Here is a 20565-nt window from a genome sequence, read left to right as displayed (position 1 = left end):
GCCAAAGTTGGGCATTCTTCGCATGTGGTGACCATGGACGTACGGCCTCAGCTTCTCGACGCACTCTCCGCCCTGCGCGACCGTGTCGCCGCCGTGCGTCTCCCTCTTCCCCTTCCCGGAGTGCCACGCGCCCGGCAGACCCGCGCCGAACTGCTCGCGCAGCTCGACGACTATCTGGTGCCCCGGCTCAAAGACCCCGAAGCGCCGCTGCTCGCCGTCGTCGGCGGCTCCACCGGGGCCGGGAAGTCGACGCTCGTCAACTCCCTGGTGGGGCGGCGCGTCAGTGAGGCCGGGGTCCTCAGGCCCACCACCCGCACGCCCGTCCTCGTCTGCCACCCCGACGACCACCATTGGTTCGCCGGTATGCGGGTCCTGCCCCAGCTCACCCGCGTCTGGCTGCCCCAGCAGGACGAGACCGACGCCGCCGGAGACCCCGAGCCGCCCGCCGCGGGGACCCTGCGGATCGAGACCGCCACCTCCCTGCCGCGCGGCCTCGCCCTGCTCGACGCCCCCGACATCGACTCTCTCGTCGTCGAGAACCGTCTGCTGGCCGCCGAGTTGATCTGCGCCGCCGACGTCTGGGTCATGGTCACCACCGCCTCCCGGTACGCCGACGCCGTGCCCTGGCACCTGCTGCGTACCGCCAAGGAGTACGACGCCACCCTCGTCACCGTCCTCGACCGCGTCCCCCACCAGGTCGTCGGGGAGGTCTCCCGGCAGTACGCGGCCCTGCTGATCAAGGCCGGGCTCGGTGAGGTGCCCCGGTTCACCATCCCCGAGCTGCCCGAGTCCACGGGCGGCGGCAGCGGGCTGCTGCCCGACACCGCCGTCGCCCCCCTCCGCGCCTGGCTCGGGCACCGCGCCACCGACCCCGCCGCCCGCCAGCAGGCCGTCGTCCGCACCGCCGTCGGCGTCATCGACTCCCTCAACGCCCGGATGCCCGAGCTCGCCGGCGCCGTCGCCGCCCAGTACGCCGCCGCCGTACGGCTCAGCGGCGCCGTGGAGACCGCCTACGAGCAGGAGGCCGAACGGGTCCGCGCCCGCGTCAAGGGCGGCGCCGTCCTCGCCGGCGACGCCCGCACCCGCTGGCGCACCTACCCCCGCGACAGCACCGCCGACGAACTCCTCGACGCTCTTGTCGAGTCCCTGATCGCCCTCCTCCAGTGCGCCGTCGCCGCCGCCGACGAGGCCGTACGGGAATCCTGGCGCCGCGAACCCGCCTCCGCAGCCGTGCGCACAGCCGGCGTCGCAGCCGACCGGGAGGCCACCGAGCGGATCGGCATGGACGTCCGCCGCTGGCGGCGCGAGCTGGAAGAACGGGCCGAGGAGGCCGTACGAGCCCTCGAGACCCCCGCCCCCGAACCCGACACCGTCGCCGCCCTGCTCGCCACGGCCCTCCTCGGCGGCCGCCGCGCCCGCGGCGCCGGCGACCGGCTCGCCGAACTCCTCGGCGCCCAAGGCGCGCTGCGCCTGCGCGACCAGGGCGGCGCCCTGCTGACCTCGTACCTCGACCGCGTCCTGCACACCGAACGGGACCGGCGGCTCGCCCCGCTCTACGCCCTCGATGTGACCCCCGAGCCGCAGGCCGAGCTGATCGCCGCGTTGTCCGTGCTGCAGAAGGAGAGGTGACCGTGGAGAGTACGGTGAGCGAGCGCTGGAGCGACCGCTGGGACGACGGGCTCATCGCCCGCCGGGCGAACGAGAAGCCCGCCCCGCAGCCCGGCCCCGAGCCCGGACCCCCCGGCGGCGAGGAGATCGACCCGCTGCCCATCGGCGGCTCCTTCGGCGGGCCGCTGCGGATCCGCCTCGACGCCCTCCAGGAACTCGTCGGCCTCTCCCGCACCCGCCTCGACGACACCACCCTCGCCGAGGCCGGACGGGTCCTGGACGAGGCCGCCGCCCGGCAGCGGCTCTCCGCCCGGCACACCGTCGTCGCCATCGCCGGAGCCACCGGCAGCGGCAAATCCACCCTCTTCAACGCCCTCGCCGGCGTCCCCATCGCCGAGACCGGGCTGCGCCGCCCCACCACCTCCGCCCCCATCGCCCTGAGCTGGTCCGAAGGCGCCGCCGGGCTGCTCGACCGGCTCGCCATCCCCGGCCGGCTGCGCCGCAGGCCGCTGGCGGGCGGCGCGGGCGACGAGGCCCTCCAGGGGCTCGTCCTCGTCGACCTGCCCGACCACGACTCCGCCGTCACCCACCACCGCGACCAGGTCGACCGGATCCTCGCCCTGGTCGACGCGGTGATCTGGGTCGTCGACCCAGAGAAGTACGCCGACGCCGCCCTGCACGAGCGCTATCTGCGCCCGCTCGCCGGGCACGCCGAGATCACCTTCGTCGTCCTCAACCAGATCGACCGGCTGCCCGGCGAGGCCGCCGACCAGGTCCTGGACGATCTGCGCCGCCTCCTCGACGAGGACGGCATGGCCCTCGGCGAACACGGCGAACCCGGCGCCACCGTCCTCGCCCTCTCCGCCCTGACCGGTGAGGGCGTCGGCGAACTGCGCGAGCTCCTCGGCGCGTTCGTCCAGAGCCGCGGCGCCCCCGCCCAGCGCCTGAGCGCCGACGTCGACGCGGCCGCCACCCGGCTGCGGCCGGTGTACGTCGCCGAAGGACGCCCCGGGCTCGACGAGCGCTCCCGGGACGACTTCGCGAGCCGGCTCGCGGTCGCGGTTGGCGCGGCCGCCGCCGGGGAGGCCGCGGAACGCGCCTGGCGGCGCAACGCCAACCGCGCCTGCGGGACGCCCTGGCTGAGGCTGTGGCGCTGGTACGAGCGCACCCGCACCCCCGGCGGCGCGGAGCGCCCCGAGGAGCCCGCGGAGGAGGAGCTGACCGCCCGGCAGCGCGTGGAGCAGGCGGTCCGGGTCGTCGCCGACGAGGCGTCCCTCGGCCTTCCCGCGCCCTGGGCGCAGGCTGTGCGCGAGGCGGCGGTCCGGGGCTCGCAGGGGCTGCCGGAGGCCCTCGACGAGCTCGCGGCGACAGCCACCGAACCGGCAGGCCGGCCGCCGCGGCCCGCCTGGTGGCCGGCCGCGGTCCTGGCCCAGGCGGCCATGACGCTCCTTCAGATCTTCGGCGCGCTATGGCTGGTGGGCCAGATCATCGGCGTTCTCGACCCGGTGCTGCTGCCGCCCGTGCTCGTGATGGCCTCCGGGATCGTCGGGGGACCGCTCGTCGAGTGGGGGTGCGCGGCGGCGGCGCGGGGGCCCGCCCGGCGCTACGGCCAGGAGGCCGAGCGGCGCCTGCGCGAGGCTGCCGCGGCCTGCGGGCGAGCCCGGGTCCTCGACCCGATCGCGGGTGAGCTGATGCGCTACCGGGAGGTGCGCGAGCAGTACGTGACGGTCTCCGCCACACGCTGAGGCGCGCCCTGCCCCCTCGAAACCCGCCCGAAGCCCCTGCCGAATTCCTCGAACCGGTCAACGTCCATCGCCCGAATGGGTGGCGAAGTTTTCCCCAACCGCTCGGTTCTCCACAGGCCTCTGCGGGATTGAGCCGAGCGGTCCACCATCGGAGAACAAGCTTCGGAAGGCACGGGGAGGGGCAGGGGAATGAACGACACGACGGTGACTCTGGTGGGCAATGTCGCGACCGGGGTGGACTACCGGGAGACCGGGACGGGCGGCGTGGCGCGGTTCCGGTTCGCGGTGACCGCGCGCCGCTGGGACCGGGAGCGGGGCCTGTGGGCCGACGGGCACACCAGCTTCTACACGGTGTGGGCGTGGCGGCAGCTGGGGGCGAATCTGGCGGCGTCGGTGGCGGTGGGTGAACCACTCGTGGTGCACGGCCGGTTGAAGGTGCGTGAGGAGGAGCGGGAGGGGCAGCGCAGAACGTCCGTCGACATTGACGCCCTGGCGGTGGGGCACGATCTGACCCGCGGCACCTCCGCCTTCCGGCGTGCCCCGCGGGCGGCGCCGAAGCCGGAGGACGGGCCGGTGGGCGCGCCGACGGGCGTACCGGTGGGCGTACCGATGGGCGATCCGTTGGTCGACTGACACGGCGAGTTGCGGCGAACTCACTCGTCATGGCGGCGAGTTGGCGAGTTGGGGTGATCGTGTGAGGCCGCGTTAACCAATCCTTCACGTCTCAATCCCGTTCGCGCATAACGATTCTGAGTCGGAATGGTTATCGGATGACATGGGCGGGGACTGGGCTCTTCCGCATCCATAGGATTCCCGCGTACTCATGCGGCACTTGAGTCTGCCGGCGAAGCGCTCCCCCCACGCGTCTCAGATGCGGATCGCCTCGCCCAGAGGGGAATTCCATGTTTTCTGTACGGAGGCCGGGCATCGCCCGCCTTGCCGCCGCGACCCTGGCCACCGGCCTCGTCGCTGCGGGTGCCATAGCGGTCGCGGGTCCGGCGGCGGCCGAGGAGATCACTCAGAACTCCGGTGGCGCCAACGCCACGCTCGGCAGGCTCGCCATCCATGACACCGTCACCATCCAGGAGACCGGCGGCCGCCAGTGGAAGGCCCAGGCCGGCCTCTTCGAGATGGCCGTCCAGCCGGGCGGCGCCATCCAGACCTACTGCATCGACCTGCGTACCCCCGCCCGCCAGGGCACGGAGTACAAGGAGGTCGGCTGGGACCAGTCCTCCCTGCATAACAACACCGACGCCGGCAAGATCCGCTGGATCCTGCAGAACTCCTTCCCGCAGGTGAACGACCTCGCCGCGCTGGCCAGGAAGGTCGGCGCCGACAAGCTCACCGAAGGCACGGCAGCCGCCGGCACCCAGGCCGCGATCTGGCACTTCTCCGACAAGGTGAAGGCGGTGCCGACGGACGGCAACGCCCGCAAGCTCGCCCAGTACCTCGAGAAGGAGGCGAAGAACCTCGCCGAGCCCGGCGCCTCGCTGAAGCTCGCCCCGCCGTCCGTGGCCGGCACCCCCGGCAGCCGCCTCGGCCCGGTCACCGTCACCACCAACGCCGCCAAGGCCTCGGTCACCCTCGCCGCGGGCGCCCCGGCCGGCGTGAAGGTCGTCGACAAGGCCGGCAAGCCCGTCACGGACGTCACCAACGGCGCCAAGATCTTCTTCGACGTGCCCGCCGGCGCCGCCGACGGCACCACCTCGCTGACGGTGCAGGCCGACACGACCGTGCCGATCGGCCGCGCCTTCGTCAGCGAGACCAAGAGCCAGACCCTGATCCTGGCCGGCACGAGCACCTCCACGGTCTCCGCGCAGGCCGGCGCCGCCTGGGCGAAGAAGGGCCCGATCCCGGCCCTGTCCGTCGAGAAGAACTGCGCCAAGGGCGGCCTCGACATCATCGCCGCCAACAAGGGCGACGAGGACTTCACCTTCGAGCTCAAGGGCCTGAAGTACACGATCCCGGCGGGCGCCTCGAAGTCCGTCACGATCCCGGTCGCCGAGGACCAGGCGTACGACTTCACGATCACCGGCCCGGGCGGCTTCAAGAAGACCTTCAAGGGCGTCCTGGACTGCAAGACGGCCTCCCCGGCCCCGTCCGAGCCCCCGGCCCCGCAGCCCAGCCCGGCCTCGGCCGGCGGCACCTCCACCGGCACCACCGGCACCACCGGCGGCGGGGACCTCGCCGAGACCGGCGGCTCCAGCGCCACGCCGCTGATCGCGGGCGTGGCCGTGGTCCTCGTGGTGGTCGGCGGCGGCGCGGTCTTCATGCTGCGCCAGCGCAAGGGCGTCAGGCCGTAAGCGCACGGTAGTCACATGACCTGCGTACGGTGACCGTACGCAGAAGAGGGGCCCCGCCGGGAATAACCGGAGGGGCCCCTGCCGTTGAAGACCCTGTTCCTCCCCACGCGCCGCCCCGTGCCGGAGTACTGGTTTCCGTCGAAGGATCGACGTACGGCAAGATGGGGTGTATCTGCCCTGGCGCCGATCAGCGACCACCCGGTCCACGACCATCCGGTCGACGGCCACCGGTCCCGATCGCCGCGGCGGCGGAGCGTATGTCGACTCCTACGGATTGCCGGACGGTTTCTCTTGGCTGAGTACATCTACACGATGCGCAAGACGCGCAAGGCGCACGGCGACAAGGTCATCCTCGATGACGTGACGCTGAGCTTCCTGCCCGGCGCGAAGATCGGTGTGGTCGGCCCGAACGGCGCCGGTAAGTCCACCGTCCTCAAGATCATGGCGGGCCTTGAGCAGCCCTCCAACGGCGACGCCTTCCTGTCGCCCGGCTACAGCGTCGGCATCCTGCTCCAGGAGCCGCCGCTGGACGAGTCCAAGACGGTCCTGGAGAACGTCCAGGACGGCGCCGCCGAGATCATGGGCAAGCTGAAGCGCTTCAACGAGGTCGCCGAGCTCATGGCGACCGACTACTCCGACGCGCTGATGGAGGAGATGGGCAAGCTCCAGGAGGACCTGGACCACGCCAACGCCTGGGACCTCGACGCCCAGCTGGAGCAGGCCATGGACGCCCTGGGCTGCCCGCCCGGCGACTGGCCGGTCACCAACCTCTCCGGTGGCGAGAAGCGCCGCGTCGCGCTCTGCAAGCTCCTCATCGAGGCCCCCGACCTGCTGCTCCTCGACGAGCCCACCAACCACCTGGACGCCGAGTCCGTGCAGTGGCTGGAGCAGCACCTCGCCAAGTACCCCGGCACCGTCGTCGCGATCACCCACGACCGGTACTTCCTCGACAACGTCGCCGAGTGGATCCTCGAGCTGGACCGCGGCCGCGCCCACCCCTACGAGGGCAACTACTCCACCTACCTGGAGAACAAGGCTTCCCGTCTCAAGGTCGAGGGCCAGAAGGACGCCAAGCGCCAGAAGCGCCTCAAGGAAGAGCTCGAGTGGGTCCGCTCCAACGCCAAGGGACGCCAGGCCAAGTCCAAGGCCCGCCTCGCGCGGTACGAGGAGATGGCCGCCGAGGCCGACAAGATGCGGAAGCTGGACTTCGAGGAGATCCAGATCCCGCCGGGTCCGCGTCTGGGCTCCATCGTGGTCGAGGTCAACAACCTCTCCAAGGCCTTCGGCGAGAAGGTCCTCATCGACGACCTGTCCTTCACGCTCCCGCGTAACGGCATCGTCGGTGTCATCGGCCCGAACGGCGCCGGCAAGACCACGCTCTTCAAGATGATCCAGGGCCTGGAGCAGCCCGACTCCGGCGAGATCAAGGTCGGCGAGACCGTCAAGATCTCGTACGTCGACCAGAGCCGCGCCAACATCGACCCCAAGAAGTCGCTGTGGGCCGTCGTCTCCGACGAGCTGGACTACATCAACGTCGGCCAGGTCGAGATGCCGTCCCGCGCCTACGTCTCGGCGTTCGGCTTCAAGGGCCCGGACCAGCAGAAGCCGGCCGGTGTGCTGTCCGGCGGTGAGCGCAACCGCCTCAACCTGGCGCTCACCCTCAAGCAGGGCGGCAACCTGCTGCTCCTCGACGAGCCGACCAACGACCTCGACGTCGAGACCCTGTCCTCGCTGGAGAACGCGCTGCTCGACTTCCCGGGCGCGGCGGTGGTCGTCTCCCACGACCGCTGGTTCCTGGACCGGGTCGCCACGCACATCCTGGCGTACGAGGGCGAATCGAAGTGGTTCTGGTTCGAGGGCAACTTCGAGTCGTACGAGAAGAACAAGATCGAGCGCCTCGGCGCGGACGCGGCCCGTCCGCACCGCGCCACGTACAAGAAGCTGACCCGGGGCTGAGGATGGCCCGGCACTTCTACAGCTGCCCCCTGCGCTGGTCGGACATGGACGCCTTCGGGCACGTCAACAACGTCGTCTTCCTCCGCTATCTGGAGGAGGCGCGGATCGACTTCATGTTCCGCCTGGCGCCGGGGAACGGCTCACCGTCGTTCTCCGGCGGGTCCGTGGTGGCCCGGCACGAGATCGACTACGTACGGCCGCTGGTGCACCGGCACGAGCCGGTCACCGTCGAGTCGTGGGTCACGAAGATCGGCGCGGCGTCGCTGACGATCGCGTACGAGATCAAGGACCCGGAGACGGTGTACGTCCGGGCCTCGACGGTCGTCGTGCCGTTCGACCTGGAGGCGCAGCGGCCGCGGCGGATCACCGCGGAGGAGCGGTCGTTCCTCGAGGAGTACCTGGACGACGTGCAGGTGACCAAGGAGGCCGCCGCGGCATGACCGCGCCGCTCCACTTCGCCGACGCCAGGGAGGCGGCGGACCTCGCCGCCTTCCTGGCCCGGCTGATCCACTACGACCGGGCCGCCGCCGTCCGCCTCCAGGCGGGGGGCGGGGCCCTCGCCGTGTTCGGCCGGCCGCCGTCGTTCGAGGTCCTGGCGATCCGTACGGCCCGGCTCGCCGACCCGGCCGTCTTCGACCGTACGGTCTCGGCGGGGGAGCTCCTCGAAGGCATCGAGGAGACGGCCGGCAAAGCCGTCGTCCCGGACATGGTCACCGGCCCGCCGTGGGCCGGGGTCCTGCCGCCGCGCGGTGGCTGGCGCGAACTTCCGGGCCTGCCGGACGTCACCGGGATGCGGGGCGCGGTCGCGGCGGCCGTCGCCGAATTCCGCGCCCGGGACGAGGAACTGCCGCCGGAGCGGCGCACGCGCGTGGAGCGCGACCGCATCGGCCGCGAGATCTGGTCCCGCACGCTGGCGCAGACCCCCCTCCCGCTGCGCGCCGTCCACGCGGCCCAGTCCCTCGGCTTCCTCCCCCCGCAGGAGGTCCCGGTAGCCCTGCTGACCGCGGGCACGTGGCTGCGCCTGCGCACCCCGTACGGCTCGATCGCCCTGCGCACCCCGGGCTCGGGCCTCACCTTGAACGTCCGCCCGCTCGCCTGACGACGGGGGCGGCCTGCCCGCGTCGCACCCCGCTGCCGCCCCTACCCCTCCTTGTCGTCCGGCCACACCTCGATGTGGTCCTGTTCCAGCTCCAGCATCACGCGGTGCTCCATGGCCAGCGCGCGGGTGTAGTCGGCCGGGAGCTGGAGACGGCCCGCGCGGTCCAGGGTTGCGTACTCGCGGGTCACCAGCGACTCCTGGCCCGTCGCGTCGATCTCCGTGCGGCGCAGGACCTCCGAGGAGGTGCGGCCGTCGCGGATCGCGACCGTGCGGCGGACCTCGGAGGCGACGGTCTGGTCGTGGGTGACGATCACGATCGTGGTGCCCAGCTCCTCGTTGGCGCGGCGGAACGCCGCGAAGACCTGTTCGCCGGTGGCCGAGTCCAGCTCGCCGGTGGGCTCGTCGGCCAGCAGGACGGAGGGGGAGTTGGCCAGGGCGACCGCGATGGCCACCCGCTGCTGCTGGCCGCCGGACATCTGGTGCGGGCGGCGGTCGCGGCACTCCGCGACGCCCAGCATGTCCAGGAGGGCCCCCGCCCGCTCGGCCTTCCGGCCCCGGCCCCGGGCGCCGCGCAGCTGCATCGGCAGTGCGACGTTCTGCGCGGCCGTCAGGTACGGCAGCAGATTGCGCGCGGTCTGCTGCCAGACGAAACCGACGACCTCCCGCCGGTAGCGCAGCCGCGCCTTCGCGTCCATCGCCAGCAGATCGCACCCCGCGACCCTCGCCGCGCCCGCCGTCGGCACGTCAAGACCGGCCAGGATGTTCATCAGCGTCGACTTGCCGCTGCCGGACGCGCCGACGAGGGCCATCAACTCGCCCTCCCGCACCAGCAGATCCAGCCCTTGCAGGGCCTGCACCTCCACCCCGTCCGTGGTGAAGATGCGCACCAGCCGGTCGCAGGCGATCAGCGCGTCGTGTCCGTACGACGGCCGGTCGCGGTGGGCCGCCGCCCGTCGCTCCAGCTCCGCCAGCGTCGTGCCCGCATCGGACATCGCGTCGCTCGTCGCACCGCTCATCGCATCTCTCCCGCCCTGAGTTCCTTCGTCGATCCGCGCCGCGCCGCCCACCATGCCTGGGCCACGGCCGCCACCCCCGACAGGACCACCACACCGGCGGCCGGGAGCACCAGCGACCACGGGTCCGCCCGCAGCGGCGCCCCGTCGAGCGGTGCGAGGCCCGGCGCGGCCGCGAGCGCCAGGCGGCCCAGGTCGACACCGGGGGAGAGCAGGGTGATCGTCGCCCAGCCCACCAGCGTTCCGCCGACCGCCGCGAGCAGCGCCTGTGGCAGCGCCTCAAGCCCCAGCAACTGCCGTCCCTGCCGTGTCGTCAGCCCCATCGTGCGCAGCCGGGCGAGCAGAGCCGCCCGTTCCGGCGCGCTGTGGAGCAGCGACAGCAGCACCGCCAGGACGGCATAGCCCGCCCCGGCGCCGATCGCCGTCGCATAGATCCGCTCGGCGCCGCTCTGCATCGGCGAGTCCACGAATCGCTCGCGCTGCTCGCCGCGCAGCAGGACGGAGAACGACGCGTTCTTCGCCCGGACCGCCGCCCGCAGGGCCGTACCGTCCAGGCCGGGGCCGGACGCCAGCAGCGTGGTCGGGGTCCGGTGGGTCAGGTCGGCGGCGTTCACCAGCAGGAAGTCGGAGTCGGGGACGGCCGGTGTGGTGGCGCGTACGGCCACGACCTTCACCGTGAAGTCCCCGGCCAGGGAGACGATGCCCCGGCTGTCCCCGCGCATCCGTTCCGCGACGGCCGGGGAGGCCACGGCCGGCAGGACCCGGTCCGGGCCGCCGCCGGGCGCGCCGACCCCGCCCGTCCCGGTGGCGGTCAGCGCGTCCGCCGGGAAGGCGCCGAGCCCGGTTCGCCGGGCCAGCGCGGCGTACGACGCGGGGTCCACACCGACAAGGGTCACGTTCCGGGAGTGGATCGAGCCGCCCTCCAGCGCGGGCAGCGCCACGCCGTATTCGATCTGCACGACGGCCACGTCCCGTACGCCCGGCACCGCGCGGACCGCCTCGGCCAGGCCCGGCGGGAGCGGTACGGACTCGCCGGGGCCCTCCACGCGCGCGTCGGCGCCGGTCGTCAGCGTGGCCGCCCGGTCCCGGGCGTCCGACACGCCCGCGAGTACCGACCCGCCGAACGCCGCCGTCGTCAGCGCCACCAGCAGCGCGAGCAGCGGCAGCGTGCCGGTCGCCGAGGACCGCCCGGCCCGGGCCAGCGACAGATGCCCGACGGCGCCGCGCAGCCGGCGCGCCGGGCCCGCGGCCCACCGCAGCGGCAGCGGATACAGCCGTACGAGAACGAGCGCGGCGATCAGCCCGACCAGGACCGGGGCCGCGCTGACCAGATGGTCCCCGGCGTCACCGGTGCCCCGGCGGCGCAGCGCGGCGACGGCGCCGGCGGCGAGGGCGAGGAGGGTGAGTTCGGCGACGGTACGGCGCCGGGAGGGGCGGGCGGCGACCAGGTCGTCGCGGCCGCCGTGCGCCCGGGGCCTGCGGTGCAGCGCGACGGCCCGCAGCGGCAGGGCCAGGCAGGCGAGGGCGGCGACGGCCGCCGCGGCGGTGAGCGCGGGCAGCGGGCGGGCCTCGGGGACGGCCGCCATGGCGAGCCCGAGACCGAGCGCGGCGGCCGGGAGCGCGACCACGGAGGTCTCGCCGAGGAGCCGCCCGCCGATGCCGTACAGCGAGCCGCCGCGGGAGCGCAGCAGCGCGAGCTCGGCGGAGCGGCGGGCCGTGAACAGCCCGCCGGTCATGGCGAGGACGATCGCCGCGACGGTGCCGATACCGAACGCCGCGACCGCCACGACCGGCGCGATCGCGTCCCGCATCCCGGCGTAGCCGCCGATCACGGTGTCCAGTCCGGTGGTCACCGTGGCCGTGGCGCCGACGTGTTCGCGTACCCGCAGCAGATCGGGGCCGCCGGTGAGCGAGGCGAGGGCGGCTTCGAGCGGTCCGGTGTCCTGGGCCGTGAGATGGCCCGCCTCGGAGGCGAGCCGCCAGTACACCTCGGGCTGGCCGGGCGTGGACAGCAGCACGGGCGCCGCGTCGGGGGCGAGGAGCAGCGCGGCCTGCCAGTAGAAGCGGGGGGCGTCGCGGCCCGGCTTCGCCGCGTAGACCGGGGTCCGCAGCAGCGGCTCGACGGACCAGTAGCTGCCCTGTGGGGTGCGGGGTTCGACGATGCCGGTGACGCGGACGGCGAGCGGGGCGGGGCCGTTGCCCGGCACGTGCACCACCGAACCGACGGCCAGGCGCAGACGTTTCGCGGTCTCGGCCGTGACGGCCGCCTCCACCTGCCGGGTGCCGGCCCCGGCCGCGGGGAGCCGCCCGGCGCGGACGGTGGCGTGCCGGTCCAGCGCCGACGGGGTGGAGAGCACGAACTCGGGCGGCAGCTTGTACGGCTGGGGCAGCCACGGGTCGAGCCCGGTCAGCCGCCGACCGGTCCGCACGCCGTACACCGACTGGTCGCCGTCGGTCCGCAGGGGTGCGGGCAGCAGCCTCGTGATCTCCGCGCTGCGCCGCGCGAGCGGCTCGGCCCGGAGCGCGGCCTCCCGGGTGGCCTGGGGAAACTCCAGGCCGAGGGGCGGGCTGGTCACTTCGAGTACCGAGAGTCTCGGCTCGGCGTCCCGGACGGCATGCCGCAGCCCCTCGGTCTCGTACGCGTCGACGGCCCTGGGCAGCGCGGCCGCGAGGAACGCGGTGACGAGCACCAGCAGTGCGTACGCGAGCGCACCCCCGGGCGCGGTCCGCAGCCGCGTCCGCACCCAGGGCGCCACGGCGGCAACGGGCTTGCGGGGCATGTCAGATGCCTTCCTGGTCGTGCGACGGCACGAACCCGGCCGGGCACAGCCGGACTGCGGGGCTCGTGGGGCGTGCGGGGCTTGCCGGGAAGCCGGGTCGCGCGCCGGGCCTGGTCCGTGCGGGCTGGTGCGCGCGCCCGCCGCCGAGGCGCGGCCTGGCGCCGGCGCCGCTCATCGGGCCGCCTCGTGGCGCAGGGTCACCGCCGGGTCCGTGCGGCGCAGCGCGACGGCAACCACGATCAGGAGCGGGAGCGCCGCGACCGTCGCGAGGAGCAGGGTGACCTGGGGGAGCGGGAGTTCGACCAGGACGTGGGGGACCGGTTGGGTCGCCTGGGGGGTGAGGACGACGAGGGGGACCACCGCGCGGGCCAGGAGCGCGCCCAGCGCCGTGCCCGCCGCGAGGCCGATGGCCACGAGGACGCCCTGCTCGGCGGCGATCAGGCGGGCCAGCTGGCGGCGCGGCGCGCCCAGGGCGCGCAGGACGCCGAACTCCGCCGACCGTTCGCGCGTCGACCCTGCCGCGCTCACCGCGAAGCCGACCGCCGCGAGCGCCGCCGCGACGGCGGCGACCGCCGGGAGGGCCGAGCGGGGGCCCGCGCCGAGCGGGTCGCCGAGGAGTCCGGCGGCGATCTCGTCCCGTACGAGCACCTGGGCGGGGTCGGTGTCCGGCAGCGCCCGCAGCGCGGTCGCCGCCCGCGCGGCGCCGCCCGGCGTGGTGTGCAGCCACCACTCGGTCGGCGCGAGCGCCGTCCCGGACCGGGTGGCGAGGAAGCCGTTGACGGCGCGCAGGTCGACGAGGACCGCGCCTCCGTCTTCCGAGGTGGTGGCCGCCGTGGCCGCCGTCCGCGCGCCGGGTCCGGTCGTCGGCAGCTCCCGTACGGTCTCGACGATCTTCACGGGCAGCCGGTGGCCGCCCACGGTGATCTGGACGCGGTCCCCCTTGTCCGCCCCGGCCGCCGCGAGGAACGCGTCGGACGCCACGGCCGGTAGCACGTCGGGCAGGCCGGGGCGTGGCGCGCCGAGCCGTAGCCCGTACTCCTCGCCGGGGCTGGTGGTGTACGGGACGCTCAGCGGGGTCACCGGCGAGCCGAGCAGTCCGGGCAGGGGCTGGGGGCGGCCCTGCTCGCCGTCGACGGTGGGCGTGAACTCCGCACGCCACGACCGGAACTCGTTCTCCGTGCCCCGCAGGCGGACTTCCCCGTCCGGCAGCGCGGCGCCGACCCGCACCACCTCGAAGCGGTGCGTGCCGCCCCCGCCCGGCGCCTCCTGCCCGGCCAGTTCGAGGCCCGTCAGCGTCAGCGGCCCGCCGCGCAGCGGCACGGTGAGCCGGTGGGGCGCCCCGTCCGCCGGCAGCGGGCCCGCCACGAGCCGGTACGCGAGGCCGTAGCGGTCCTCGACGACGGCCGTCACCACCGGCGTCGCCGCCCCGGAGGCCGAGGCCACCCGGAGGTCCAGCGCCAGGCCGCGGGCGCCCTCCGGTATCCGTACGCCGACCGGCACGTCCACGGCCGTCGCCACCGGCGCCGCCGCCGAGGCCACCCGGAGGTCCAGCGCCAGGCCGCGGGCGCCCTCCGGTGTCCGTACGCCGACCGGCACGTCCACGGCCGTCGCGACCGGCGCCGCCGCCGAGGCCACCCGGAGGTCCAGCGCCAGGCCGCGGGCGCCCTTCGGTGTCCGTACGCCCACCGGCACGTCCAGGCCCGCCCGCAGGATCTCGCCCGGCGGGCGGCCGGTGAGGTCGGACCGCAGCAGCATGGCCGGTCCGGCGTGCGCGGTGTCCAGGGCGAGCACGCTCGCCGTGCGGTTGCCGGGGAGCTCCGTCGTGCCCCGGTGGGCGGGCGCCGCCTGCCGGACGCCGGGCAGCGCCGCGTAGCGGGCGCCCTCGCCGGGGTCCGCGCCCCGGGCGCCCAGGACCCGGACCGGCGCGCCGGCCTTGAAGTCGGCCTGGTCCTCCTGCGAGCGGTCCCACGACGCGCTCTGACCGATCGCCAGCATGCCCATCGCCACGGCCAGGACCAGCAGCAGGACCGGACCCGCGCCGCGCAGCGGCCTGCGGCTGAACTGCCAGCCCGCCAGCGCCGCGGGCAGCCCCCGCCCGCCCGCGGCGCGCCGCTCGGCGATCCGCGCGGCCGGCGGCAGCAGCCGCAGGGTGAGGACGGTGCCGGCGAGCAGGGCCAGCGCGGGCGCCGCCACCAGAAGGGGATCGATGCCCAGTTCGCCGTCCCGGTCGCCGCTGAGCGCGCCCGCGCCGGACGCGCCGGTCTGCCGGTCCAGCTGCCAGTACGCCACCGCCGCGATCACCAGCAGGCCGACGTCCGCCCCGGCGCGTACCGGCGCGGGCAGGGCGCGCGCCCGTACCCGCGAACTGCCCCCGGCCGCCAGTGCGGGTGCCACGACCGCCGCCGCGCAGCCCGCCGCCACCAGCGCCGCGACCAGCCACACCGACCCGCCCGGCGCCCCCGAAGGCGCGCCGAGCAGCCGGGTCAGGGGGGCCGCGGCCGGCGGCGCGATCACGGCGGCGGGGAGGGCGAGCAGCAGGGCCTCGGCGGCGGCGAGGGCGGCGATCCGGCGGCGCGAACCGCCCCGGGCGCGCAGCAGTTCCGTCTCCCCGGACCGCTCCGAGCTCAGCAGCCGCGCCACCAGCAGCAGCGCGTACGCCGCCAGCAGCACCAGCTGCACGGCCACGATCATCAGCGTGGAACGGGAGACGAGCAGCGCCCGCGCGGTCTGGTCGAGGACCGTCGGCAGGGCGCTCTGCGCGGTGACCGAAGCGCCGCCGAACGCCGGGTCGGCGGCGAGTTTCCTCGGCCCCTCGCCGGAGGCGGCGCGCAGCGCCCCGATCCGGTCGGTGGTCACGGCGGCGAAGTCGGCGGCGGCCAGCCAGGCCGTGTCGCCGGCGCTGACCCGGCCCGAGGCGAACACGCCCGGGTCGGTGAGCAGCGGCCCGTACATCGTGAACACCACCGTCCGCATGCCGCGCCCGCCGAGCGTATCCAACTGCCAGTACGGGTCGGTGAGATCGCGCGGCCGGTAGATGCCGCTGATCTCGGCCCGTACCCCCGCGCCGCCGAGCCGGTCGGTGAGGTCGAGCCGGTCACCGGGGTTCAGGTCCAGCCGCCTCGCGGCCTCCTCGGGCAGCGCCACCGGCACGGCACCGGTCGCGGTCGCGGCCGGCCAGCCGCCCCGGACGAGCCGCAGCCGGGAGCGGTCGAGCGCGGCGAAGTGGGTGAGGTCCGGCTCGCCCGAGCGCGCGGCGGGCGGCTGGAGCGAGCGCGGCAGCGCGTACGGCCCCGAGCGCTCCAGCTTCCGCACGGTCACCGGCAGGCCGTCGAAGGAGGCGCGTGCGCCGTCGGCGACGGCGCGGTCCGCCGGGGCGCGCCGGTCGGCCGGGAGCTGCGCGGTGACGACGAGCGCGGCGGAAGGGGCGGCGCGGCCCCGCAGGGTCTCGCGCAGCGCGGTGTCGCCGACGGAGCCGGAGAAGGCGGCGAGCGCGGCGAGGACGGAGGTCGTCAGTAGGACGGCCAGGAGCGCGGCGGTGAGCAGCAGCCTGTGTGCCCTGACCCGCAGCAGTACGAACCCCGTCACCCGTCCCCCTGAAACCGCCCCGAGGCACCGCACACGCAGTGGGCGCCCTGGGATGGTTTCAGAGGGCACATGCCCCTGGAAACCGCTTGCACGGGGACCTTGACTCGATCGTGACCGTTATCCGGAGGGGGAGGACCACATTCCGGCCGTATCTCAACCCTGAAGCGATCGTGGAGGGTCGTGGAGTGGCGCGGACCGATCGGATCCGGTCGACCCGGGGCCGCGGGACCTCGGCTCAGCTTTCGGTGTTGACCATCGACGCGGCCGCGTACGTCAGGTAGTTCCAGAGCTGCTCCTCATGCTCCGGAGCCAGCCCCAGCTCGTCCACCGCCGCCCGCATGTGCCTCAGCCACGCGTCGTGCGCCGCCCGGCCCACCGTGAACGGCGCGTGGCGCATCCGCAGCCGGGGATGGCCCCGGTGGTCGCTGTAGGTGCGGGGACCACCCCAGTACTGGATCAGGAACAGCACCAGCCGCTCCTCGGCCGGACCGAGATCCTCCTCCGGATACATCGGCCGCAGCAGCGGGTCCTCCGCCACACCCTGGTAGAAGCGGCGGACGAGACGCCGGAAGGTCTCCTCGCCCCCGACCTGCTCGTAGAAGGTCTGCTCCTGAAGCGTGCCGCGCGGAATCTTGTTCACGGTTCCATCGTCTCAGACACCCCGGCCTAGGACTGGCGGACCAGGACTCCGGCCGGAACGACCCTGTCAGGTGCGCTCCATGCTCGCCAGGCCCCGCCCCGCGCAGGACAGTGGAGGCATGGGGCCACAGCGGGACGTATTCGCCGAAGACGGTGCGCGGGCGCGGCAGGCACTGGTGGCGGAGATCGCCACGACCGGGGTGCTGTCCGACCCGGCCTGGCGGGCCGCGTTCGAGGACGTGCCGCGCCACCTCTTCGTGCCGTACTACTTCGTCGCCGGGATCAGCGGCTACGAGCGGCTGTGGCGCGAGGACCCCGACCCCGGGCGGCGCGAGCGGTGGCTGCGCGGCGCCTACCGGGACACCCCGCTGGCCACCCGCGTCCGCGACGGCGAGCTGATCTCCTCCAGCAGCCAGCCCTCGCTGATGGCGGAGATGCTGGACGCGCTCGACGTACGGGACGGACAGCGCGTCCTGGAGATCGGCGCCGGCACCGGCTACAACGCCGCGCTGCTCTGCCACCGGCTCGGCGAGGAGCGGGTGACCACCGTCGACCTGGACCCGGAGATCACCGAGTCGGCCCGCGTCCACTGCGCGGCGGCCGGCTACCGGCCCGCGGTCCACACCGGCGACGGGGCGCGCGGCTGCCCCGAGCGCGCCCCCTTCGACCGGATCATCGTGACCTGCACGCTGCCGTCCGTACCGCCCGCCTGGCTGCGTCAGTGCTCCCCGGGCGCCCTGATCCTGGCGCCGCTGTCCACCGGGCTGCTCCTGCTGCGGGTCCGGGACGCCGACCACGCCGAGGGACGGTTCCTGCCCGGCCCGGCGTACTTCGTGGCGCTGCGCGGGGTGACCCCGCCGGCCCCGCGCAGCCGGCCGACCGGGCTGCCCCGGCGGGCCGCGCAGAACGACCTCTTCGCCTTCCTGCTCGAACTGTCCGCCGGGAGTCTGGATCCGCACGAGGCGCTCTCGCTCTGGCAGCGCGAGCGGCGGCCACGGCGCGAGCGGTACGGGGTGACCGTCAGCGGCGGCCGGCAGTGGGCATGGCTGGACGATCCCGAAGGGCCCTACGTCTGGCCCCTCGGGACGCTCCAGCCGGGCGCGCGCTAGCCGCGCCGGATGGTGATCGTCGTCCAGGCACCCACGTGCACCCGGTCGCCCTCGTGGAGCGGGTGGGGGACGAAGGGCTGGATCGGGTCCTCGCCGCCGTTGATCGTGGTGCCGTTGGTGGAGTTCTGGTCCACCACCGCCCAGGAACCGTCCGGCGACTGCACCAGCATCGCGTGCTGGTGCGAGACGCCCGGGTCCTCCGGGGGCACCGACAGATCGATGTCGGGCGACTCGCCGGTGGAGTGCCGGCGGCGGCCGATGGTGATCTGCTCGCCGGTGAGCGGCACCCGCTGCTCCGGGGAGTACGCGGGCAGGTTCAGCCCGGCCGCCTCCGGGCCGCTGCGCTGCATCATCGCCATGAAGTAGTCACGGTCCGGCCCGACCACCGCCGTCCAGCCCGCGGGGGACTGGTACTGCGGCGGCTGCGGGGCGTGCCCCTGGCCCTGCGGGGCGTGCGACGGCGGCGGCAGCATCCAGTCGTCGTCACCGCCCTGCTGCGGGGGCGGCGGGGCCTGCTGCTGGTGGTGCTGCGGCGGCGCGGACTGGCCGGGCTGCTGGAGGAACGGCGCCGGGGGCGGCGGCCCACCGGGCTGGAACGCCTGCGGCGGCGGAGGCATGTGCGACGCCTGCGAACCGGGCCGCCCCGGACCACCGGGACCGCCCTGGCCCTGACCCTGACCCTGAGCGGGACCCCGACCCGGGCCGCCCTGGCCCATGCCCGGACCGCCCTGACCCTGACCCGGGCCGCCCTGGCCCATGCCCGGACCGCCCTGACCCTGACCCGGGCCGCCCTGGCCCATGCCCGGCGGGGGCCCCTGGCGGCCCGAGGGGCCCGACAGCGGCTCGGCCGGGCGGTTCATCTGCGAGGGCCGCGAGCTCTGGTACTCGAACGGGTCCGGCGGGCGCGGCGGCTGCTGCGCCTGGAAGCCCGGCGGCAGGTTCAGCCCCGGCGGCGGACCCCCCGGACCGCCGGGGCCCCCCGGACCCGGCTGCTGCGGGGGCATCGGCGTGTACGAAGTCGCGGTGTTGGTGAGGAAGTTCCAGCGGCACTCCTCGCAGAACGGCGCCATAGCCTCGCGGGGGGTGCGGCACTGCGGACAGAGCTCCGCCTGGGCGGTGGCGTCCGGGTCCGGGTAGCCGTTGCCAGGACCGGGGTAGCCGTAGCCGGGCGGCGGCGGAGGGGGAGGCGGCGGCACGGCACCCGCAGGGCCGCCCGCCCCGGCCATACGGTGGCCGCAGACCTCGCACCAGTCGTCGGAAACCGACTGGTGTCCGTTCGGGCAGGTCGGCATGTCGGTGCATCCCCCTCTCGGTGTCCGGCCGTCCCGGCCGGACCGTCACAGCTACTGCTCCGGTTACAGCTTGCTACTGCTTCTTGACGCGAACCGTCTTGGTGGAGCGCGTCTCGAGAGTCATCTCGTCCGCTTCCGCGACTTTCGCCTTCAGCCGCACAGTACCGGTCGCCGCGTCCACGACGTCCACCACCTTCGAAAGCAGTTTCGCGGTGTCCTCGTTCCCCGAAGCCGCCGCGAGCTGCACCGCCCGCCCCAGTTTCGCCGTGGCGTCGTTGAAATCGCCCGACTTGCGCGCATCCAGCCCTTGTTGGATGACCTGTGCCAGTTCGGCCTGGCCCGTGTAGTGCGCGACCTGCGGATTGATCGACGTCGACGCGGCCATGTCGTCGGTCCACACGGCCCGTACGAGCCCCTGCGACAGCGCCTGCGGAGCCCCGCCCGAGGGGTCGGGACAGACCAGGGACACCCGGGCCGCCAGCATCTCCTGGCCCACGGCGGCCTGCGGGACCCGGACGCAGAGGTGGTAGTCGCGGGACTCGTCCCCCCAGGAACCGGTCGGATAGTCGCCCGCCCGCGGCCCCGCCTCCGTACGCCGCCCGGTCAGCTCCTCGACCGTCGGCGCCACCTGCTTCACGAACGCGATCTCCGCGCCCAGCGGTGTCCACAGGCGAAGGGCCACGTCCGCGACCTCCTTGCCCATCGCCTCCTCCATCATCCGCGTGAAGTCCGCGGCGAGACCGGCCGGGTCGGCGACGATGTCGGCCGTGCCGAGCAGCGCCGAGGCGATACCGGTGACCTCCTTGACCTCCCAGTCCGTCCCCACACCCCGCGCGTCACAGGTGAACCGTCCGGCGCAGGCGTCCAGCGCGGCCCGCAGGTCCTGCGGCGACTCGTGTTCGTTGCGGCCGTCGGTGAGCAGGATGCCGTGCCGGATGGCGACGTCCGCCGAGCCGAGCAGCCGGTCGGCGAGCCGCAGCCAGGTGCCGATCGCCGTACCGCCGCCCGCGCTCAGTCGGCGCAGCGCCTCCTTGGCCTCCGCGCGCGTACGGGCGTCGGCGACGGCGAGCGAGCCGTCGCCCGGATAGACCTCCTTGGCCACGTGGGTACCGGCGACCACGGCGAAGGCGACCCCGTCGCGCAGGGTGTCCACGGCGGCGGCCGTGGCGTCGCGCGCGTTGCGCATCTTCGTCGGCGGATAGTCCATCGAGCCCGAGCAGTCGACCATGATCACCACCGCGGCGGCGCCCGGCGCGGACACGCCGCCGCTCGTGCCGCCTCCGGTGGAGGTGACCGTGACGATGGCGTTCACCTCACGCCCGCCCTCCGGCAGATAGGCGTTCTGGTACACGTCGACGGAGAACTGCGGCACGTTCGACTTGGAGAAGTTCGCCATCTGATCGGCTCCTCGGTGCTTCACACAACAGACAGTGGCA

14 protein-coding genes are annotated in these 20565 nt (G+C 74.5%); 8 read left to right on the top strand and 6 right to left on the bottom strand.

Annotated features, from left to right (window positions below; genetic code table 11):
* Window positions 1–33 precede the first annotated feature (33 nt).
* The 7 genes from ACZ7LT_RS04545 (at window position 34) to ACZ7LT_RS04515 (ending at window position 8711) form a co-directional block, all read left to right on the top strand.
* The gene (locus ACZ7LT_RS04545; protein ID WP_471234161.1) at window positions 34–1629 is read left to right on the top strand and encodes a dynamin family protein; all 1596 of its coding nucleotides are present in this window, start codon (window positions 34–36) and stop codon (window positions 1627–1629) included.
* Window positions 1626–3353 (top strand): YfjP family GTPase, encoded by a 1728-nt coding sequence (locus tag ACZ7LT_RS04540; protein ID WP_471234158.1) that lies wholly within the window; start codon window positions 1626–1628, stop codon window positions 3351–3353. The genes ACZ7LT_RS04545 and ACZ7LT_RS04540 overlap by 4 nt, the downstream gene beginning before the upstream one ends.
* Window positions 3354–3542: 189 nt before the next feature.
* Complete coding sequence (locus ACZ7LT_RS04535; protein WP_471234155.1) at window positions 3543–3986, top strand: single-stranded DNA-binding protein; 444 nt, start codon at window positions 3543–3545, stop codon at window positions 3984–3986.
* 269 nt (window positions 3987–4255) lie between these two features.
* Window positions 4256–5656 carry an LAETG motif-containing sortase-dependent surface protein gene (locus tag ACZ7LT_RS04530; protein WP_471234151.1) on the top strand — a complete coding sequence of 467 codons (1401 nt, stop codon included), beginning with the start codon at window positions 4256–4258 and terminating at the stop codon, window positions 5654–5656.
* A gap of 291 nt (window positions 5657–5947) precedes the next feature.
* Window positions 5948–7612: an energy-dependent translational throttle protein EttA gene (gene ettA, locus ACZ7LT_RS04525; protein WP_471234148.1), complete on the top strand. Its 1665-nt coding sequence runs from the start codon at window positions 5948–5950 to the stop codon at window positions 7610–7612.
* Between the two features lie 2 nt (window positions 7613–7614).
* On the top strand, window positions 7615–8052 hold the full coding sequence (locus ACZ7LT_RS04520; RefSeq protein WP_471234145.1) for an acyl-CoA thioesterase: 438 nt from the start codon (window positions 7615–7617) through the stop codon (window positions 8050–8052).
* Window positions 8049–8711, top strand: coding sequence for a DUF8010 domain-containing protein (locus ACZ7LT_RS04515; RefSeq protein ID WP_471234143.1), 663 nt, complete (start codon window positions 8049–8051; stop codon window positions 8709–8711). Before ACZ7LT_RS04520 ends, ACZ7LT_RS04515 begins: the two co-directional genes overlap by 4 nt.
* A gap of 41 nt (window positions 8712–8752) precedes the next feature.
* Here the strand turns inward: ACZ7LT_RS04515 and ACZ7LT_RS04510 are convergent, their stop codons facing one another.
* The 4 genes from ACZ7LT_RS04510 to ACZ7LT_RS04495 all read right to left on the bottom strand — a co-directional run bounded on the left by ACZ7LT_RS04510 (window position 8753) and on the right by ACZ7LT_RS04495 (window position 16729).
* A complete protein-coding gene (locus ACZ7LT_RS04510) occupies window positions 8753–9727 on the bottom strand; it encodes an ATP-binding cassette domain-containing protein (RefSeq protein WP_471234141.1) in 975 nt (324 codons plus the stop codon).
* Complete coding sequence (locus tag ACZ7LT_RS04505) at window positions 9724–12504, bottom strand: FtsX-like permease family protein (protein WP_471234139.1); 2781 nt, start codon at window positions 12502–12504, stop codon at window positions 9724–9726. Before ACZ7LT_RS04505 ends, ACZ7LT_RS04510 begins: the two co-directional genes overlap by 4 nt.
* A 171-nt stretch (window positions 12505–12675) precedes the next feature.
* On the bottom strand, window positions 12676–16089 hold the full coding sequence (locus ACZ7LT_RS04500; protein ID WP_471234136.1) for an ABC transporter permease: 3414 nt from the start codon (window positions 16087–16089) through the stop codon (window positions 12676–12678).
* Window positions 16090–16324: 235 nt separating this feature from the next.
* Window positions 16325–16729, bottom strand: coding sequence for a globin (locus ACZ7LT_RS04495; RefSeq protein WP_471234132.1), 405 nt, complete (start codon window positions 16727–16729; stop codon window positions 16325–16327).
* A 118-nt stretch (window positions 16730–16847) separates the two neighbouring features.
* Between ACZ7LT_RS04495 and ACZ7LT_RS04490 the strand changes: the two genes are divergently transcribed.
* A complete protein-coding gene (locus ACZ7LT_RS04490) occupies window positions 16848–17837 on the top strand; it encodes a methyltransferase domain-containing protein (protein WP_471234129.1) in 990 nt (329 codons plus the stop codon).
* Here the strand turns inward: ACZ7LT_RS04490 and ACZ7LT_RS04485 are convergent.
* Together ACZ7LT_RS04485 and ACZ7LT_RS04480 are read right to left on the bottom strand one after the other, a co-directional pair.
* Window positions 17834–19129 carry an FHA domain-containing protein gene (locus ACZ7LT_RS04485; RefSeq protein WP_471234127.1) on the bottom strand — a complete coding sequence of 432 codons (1296 nt, stop codon included), beginning with the start codon at window positions 19127–19129 and terminating at the stop codon, window positions 17834–17836. The genes ACZ7LT_RS04490 and ACZ7LT_RS04485 overlap by 4 nt on opposite strands.
* Window positions 19130–19202: 73 nt before the next feature.
* Window positions 19203–20525 (bottom strand): vWA domain-containing protein, encoded by a 1323-nt coding sequence (locus ACZ7LT_RS04480; protein WP_471234124.1) that lies wholly within the window; start codon window positions 20523–20525, stop codon window positions 19203–19205.
* Window positions 20526–20565 lie beyond the last annotated feature (40 nt).

Source organism: Streptomyces sp. NPDC039465, assembly GCF_055639315.1.
This window is presented reverse-complemented; position numbering and strand designations above follow the sequence as displayed.

What these genes read in the sequence shown, in the direction of transcription:
- ACZ7LT_RS04530 (WP_471234151.1), top strand. Translation starts at nt 4,256, where the DNA reads ATGTTTTCTGTACGGAGGCCGGGCATCGCCCGCCTTGCCGCCGCGACC.
- ACZ7LT_RS04485 (WP_471234127.1), bottom strand. Translation starts at nt 19,129, where the DNA reads ATGCCGACCTGCCCGAACGGACACCAGTCGGTTTCCGACGACTGGTGC.
- ACZ7LT_RS04480 (WP_471234124.1), bottom strand. Translation starts at nt 20,525, where the DNA reads ATGGCGAACTTCTCCAAGTCGAACGTGCCGCAGTTCTCCGTCGACGTG.
- ACZ7LT_RS04535 (WP_471234155.1), top strand. Translation starts at nt 3,543, where the DNA reads ATGAACGACACGACGGTGACTCTGGTGGGCAATGTCGCGACCGGGGTG.
- ACZ7LT_RS04490 (WP_471234129.1), top strand. Translation starts at nt 16,848, where the DNA reads ATGGGGCCACAGCGGGACGTATTCGCCGAAGACGGTGCGCGGGCGCGG.
- ACZ7LT_RS04510 (WP_471234141.1), bottom strand. Translation starts at nt 9,727, where the DNA reads ATGAGCGGTGCGACGAGCGACGCGATGTCCGATGCGGGCACGACGCTG.
- ACZ7LT_RS04545 (WP_471234161.1), top strand. Translation starts at nt 34, where the DNA reads ATGGACGTACGGCCTCAGCTTCTCGACGCACTCTCCGCCCTGCGCGAC.
- ACZ7LT_RS04520 (WP_471234145.1), top strand. Translation starts at nt 7,615, where the DNA reads ATGGCCCGGCACTTCTACAGCTGCCCCCTGCGCTGGTCGGACATGGAC.
- ACZ7LT_RS04505 (WP_471234139.1), bottom strand. Translation starts at nt 12,504, where the DNA reads ATGCCCCGCAAGCCCGTTGCCGCCGTGGCGCCCTGGGTGCGGACGCGG.
- ACZ7LT_RS04515 (WP_471234143.1), top strand. Translation starts at nt 8,049, where the DNA reads ATGACCGCGCCGCTCCACTTCGCCGACGCCAGGGAGGCGGCGGACCTC.